Below are 2,611 nucleotides of genomic sequence, written 5' to 3' on the forward strand. Positions count from 1 at the left end.
ACGCGCCGCTACCTCGACATGTCCCGGCTCGGTGAGACCATACCAGCAGCGGACTGATCATCGTCACAGAGCCGGGCGAAGACCAAAGTGCGCAAGAATCCGGGCACTACCCCGCAATAATCAACCATAATACATCATGCAAATCGATATCATCGCCGTCGGCAAGGTCAAGGAAACGTACCTGCGCGACGCCATCGCCGAATACAGCAAACGACTCGGCCGCTACTGCAAACTTGACATCATCGAAGTGGCCGACGAAAAGACGCCGGAGCATGCGAGCGAAGGCGTTGAGCGGCAGATCAAGGCGAAGGAGGGTGAGCGGATCGCCCGGCATCTGCGCGACGGCGCGTATGTGATCGCGCTCGCCATCGACGGGCGGATGCTGTCGAGCGAAGGACTGGCGGCTGAAATCAACCAGCTGGGATTGCGCGGCGTGAGCCACATCCAGATGGTCATCGGCGGGTCGATCGGGCTGGACGACGCGATTGAGCGCCGCGCCGACTACAAGCTGAGCTTTTCGAAAATGACGTTTCCGCACCAGCTGATGCGGGTGATTCTGCTCGAACAGATCTACCGCGCGTTCAAGATCAACGCGCATGAGCCCTACCACAAGTAGGCAACCGCCCACGGTGTAGTGAATTGCGCATGGTGTAGTGATGCTCCCACGGTGTAGGGATAAGGAATGGCGGAATTCCAACGTTTTTGCGCAATGCTCATGGTTGCCGTCCCTACATCATGGGGTTTTCCCTACATGATGGGATTTTCCCTACATGATGGGTTTGCGTGGGTATGTGAGTGAGCTTGAGCGGGTATGCGATTGGGCATATGGGGCGCGTCCATAATTGCAGGACGAGCTGGCTCGCAGCACTGCCACTTTCGCATGGTGTAGGGATCGTCACATGGTGTAGTCATTAATAAATGGCGGAATTCCGCCGTTTTTGCGCTTTTGGTATTTCGGTGATCCCTACATCATGTGGATGGATGCTGCGGATGGATGCTGCGGATGGTGCCGACGGACGGCGGCTGGGTGGTGCCCGCCGCGCAGCTGTCGCGCGCGTTGCTATGGTGGCATTGGGATATGTTGAGTCGCGCCCGGCAGGGAGTGCATGCTGCAGTGCATGCGGCAGCACGTGCGGCAGTGCATGTGGTCGCACAACCCGATCGGGCGCTTTCCAAGGAGGCATATGATGACGATGGCAGCAGCACAGCAGGCGGATGCGCGCGCGTTGCTGAGCGCGATCGCGGATGAGGCGAATCGCGGCGAGCGCGGCCGCGTGGCGATTCTCGGGTCGATGAACGCCGACTACACCGTGCGCGTCGAGCGGCTTCCGCAGCCGGGCGAAACGGTGCCGGCCGGACCGATGGTGATTCTGCCGGGCGGCAAGTCGGGCAACCAGTCGGCCGCCGCGGCGCGCATCGGCGCAAACGTGCACCTGTTCGGCGCGCTTGGCGACGACGACAATGCCGAGATGCTGGCGGGGCGTCTCGCCGACGCCGGTGTGGACACGTCCGGGCTGATGCGCGTGCCCGGCCCGAGCGGCTCGACCGTCATCACCGTGGACGCGCATGGCGAGAACACGATCGCGTATTCGGCCGGTGCGAACGCGCATGTGGATGCCGCCTACGCGCGGCGTGCGGTGAGCGCGCTGGTAGGCGATGCTCGCGGTGATGCGCAGAGGAACGCCGGCAAGCCGCTGGTGGCCGGATTGTGCCTGGAAAGCCCGATGGATGCGGTGATCGCGTTCTCGCAGGCCATGCACCAGGCCGGTGCGACGGTGCTGCTCAACGATTCGCCGTTCCGCGCGCTGCCGACGGAATTGGTGGAGAACGTGGACGTGCTGCTCGTCAACGAGCATGAGTTGGCTGATCTGCTGAATGCTGGCGAATCCGCGGATGCGGCGGGCACTGAGGCTGCGGATGCCGGGGATGCCGCGGATGCGGTGGATGCTGCCGGCGATGCCGCGGCGGATAGCGAATCCGATGCCGCTGCCGTCGTGGTGCCGGATGCCGGGGATGTGGCTGCCTGGCAGCCGATTGCGCGTCGTCTGCATGATGCCGGCTTCGCCCGCGCTATCGTCACGCTCGGCGGGGACGGTTCGGTGGTGCTGGACCGCGACGGCATCACGCCGGTGCCGGTCGTGCCGGTGAAGGCCGTGGACACCACTGGCTGTGGTGATGCGTTCATGGGCGGTGTGCTCGCCGGCCTTGCCGCAGAGCTCTCGCTTGCCGATGCCGCTCGTGCCGCCGCGCTCGTCGCCGCCTATGCCGCCACCGGCGAAGGCGCCCAGAACTCCTACGGCACCGCCGCCACCATCCTCGCCGCGCTGTGACGGCTGAGCGCTGCTGCACCCGTTTGCTGTTCGTTGCCGGTATTGGCCAGTGCATGCTCCGGCTCCCCTTGTCAGGGGAGCTGTCAGCAAAGCTGACTGAGGGGTAGTGTTGATCTACATCTGCGTGTTTTGAACCTCACGATAGTATGCTGATAGCAGCATGAGAGTAGTCGGTGCCGATGCTCTGATGCAATTGAACAAGGCAACGGTCAATGGACGATCATTGTCCGTATGAGCGCTATGAGTGCAATCAATGGGACTGGGCGCAACACGCATTCGCT

Annotated in this window: 2 protein-coding genes; both read left to right on the forward strand. The window is 62.9% G+C overall.

The features are described from left to right. The first annotated feature begins 136 nt into the window (after nucleotides 1–136). A complete protein-coding gene (gene rlmH / locus EHS19_RS10165) occupies nucleotides 137–616 on the forward strand; it encodes a 23S rRNA (pseudouridine(1915)-N(3))-methyltransferase RlmH (RefSeq protein WP_151917648.1) in 480 nt (159 codons plus the stop codon). Nucleotides 617–1,184: 568 nt separating this feature from the next. Then, the gene (locus EHS19_RS10170; RefSeq protein WP_241677216.1) at nucleotides 1,185–2,330 is read left to right on the forward strand and encodes a ribokinase; all 1,146 of its coding nucleotides are present in this window, start codon (nucleotides 1,185–1,187) and stop codon (nucleotides 2,328–2,330) included. The last annotated feature ends 281 nt before the right edge of the window (nucleotides 2,331–2,611 follow it).

Source organism: Bifidobacterium jacchi (assembly GCF_009078285.1).
Lineage (GTDB): Bacteria > Actinomycetota > Actinomycetes > Actinomycetales > Bifidobacteriaceae > Bifidobacterium > Bifidobacterium jacchi.

Coding starts and splice junctions, on each gene's coding strand:
- rlmH (WP_151917648.1), top strand. CDS start 137: ATGCAAATCGATATCATCGCCGTCGGCAAGGTCAAGGAAACGTACCTG.
- EHS19_RS10170 (WP_241677216.1), top strand. CDS start 1,185: ATGATGACGATGGCAGCAGCACAGCAGGCGGATGCGCGCGCGTTGCTG.